1 protein-coding gene and 1 pseudogene are annotated in these 1,522 nt (G+C 67.1%); both read right to left on the bottom strand.

Going from position 1 to position 1,522, the window contains the following annotated elements:
* Positions 1–225, bottom strand: a pseudogene (locus ACHZD8_RS16330) (hypothetical protein); the annotation flags it as partial.
* On the bottom strand, positions 222–1,522 hold a 1,301-nt coding region (locus ACHZD8_RS16335), incomplete at its 5' end, for a hypothetical protein (RefSeq protein ID WP_394771489.1). The gene ACHZD8_RS16335 and the pseudogene ACHZD8_RS16330, both read right to left, overlap by 4 nt.

Here is a 1,522-nt window from a genome sequence, read left to right on the forward strand (position 1 = left end):
CGTTGTCACGTCACCACGTCTCCCGGCGACGATGACGCAGTTGGCCGACGACTCCGGCGCCACGTCGTATGCCGTGCAGAAGGCCGCCGTGTCGGCGAGGGTCACGTCGATGCTCGCCACCCGCGCGCCAGGCACGAGCGCGGCAGCGTCCGCGACCGGCGCGGCGACGAGGTCGAGGTGGTCGGCGAGGGTCAGCCAGTCGAGGGTCCCGGGAGCAGAGCTCATGGAAGGAGGCTAGGGGAGACCTTCGTAGTCGTTGGCGCAGAGTGTCCGTTCTCGTTCGTCCCGATCTCTGCCGCTCCGGGTGGCCGGTCCCAGACCGCGGCAGTGATGAGGAGGCCGCACGCGATGAAGTAGTAGTAGTTGAAGAAGACCTGCTTGGCCATCAGCATGGCGACGAGGACGGAGAGGCACGTGGCAGCGGCGAAACCCCCAGCTCTCTGGGGAGCCCGGACGGCGGCGGCTGTCGCAACGCCGAGCCCGACGACGATCGGAAGGGCCCTGAACGCACCGCTGTCGGCCCCACCCACAGACTTGACTACTTCGACGAGCAGGCCGAGGGAGTCGAACCGCATGGGGGTCAACGTCTGAAACTCGACCACCGAGTGGATGAACGCTTGGGGGCTCGCGAGGAACCACGGGACGGTGAGAATCGTCGCCGTAGCCGTCATGACCACAACCCGCGCTCGCGTCGCGTAGGGCCGCAGAGTCCAGAGAGCCGGGAGCGCGACGATGAAGTACTGCTTGGACACCAGGAGCGCTCCCACCAGGGCGGCCGCCAGCACGAGCTTGCCTCGTGCGACCGCGAAGGCCGCCGCGCCGAAGAGGGCCACGACCCCGACCTCCGTCCAGGCCTGACTGATCACCCACCACGTGCCCGGGGCCGCGAGAAGCATCACCGACGCGAGCCGACGCCTCGGATCCCGCCCGCGACCGAGGACCGCCAAGGCGGTGAGCGATGCCAGGAGCACGCTGGTGTAGCGCGCGTCTCCCAGGAGGTAGCCCGGGACGGCGAGGATCAGGAGCACGGGGGGGTAGGGGAATCCGAAGGGGACCCTGCCGTCCACAAGAAAGCCCGGACCGTAGTTCTCAGCGTTCTCCGCCGCGCTGTAGACGTTGGTCATGGTGATGGCGAAGGGGTTCTCTCCGTGCAGCTGGGCCCTAACCCCATCGTTCAGATACTGATAGACGTCGATGTGTGGGACGCCCGTCACCCGGAGGATGACGACAGAGACAAAGGCGAACCACACGATCGCCACGACTGGTGCCAGCCACTCGGCTCCGGCCTTTCGGGCTCTTCCTGCCCAGACGAACAGGAAGGACGAGACGATCCAGATGGGCACGGCCAGTGCGGCGGGGGTCCGCGCGAGAACGAGCGCGCCCAATGGTCCGAGTACGAGGAGGAGGTCAATGAGGCCTCGTTCCACGAGACGAGGTGGTCCGACCTGCTGCTTGGTCATGAGGACGTTGCCGAAGAGGAACGCTGCCGCGATGACGAGGACCAACCAGATAGGCGCCAGAC

The sequence above is a fragment of the Lacisediminihabitans sp. genome, from assembly GCF_043726815.1.
Classification (GTDB): Bacteria; Actinomycetota; Actinomycetes; order Actinomycetales; family Microbacteriaceae; genus Lacisediminihabitans.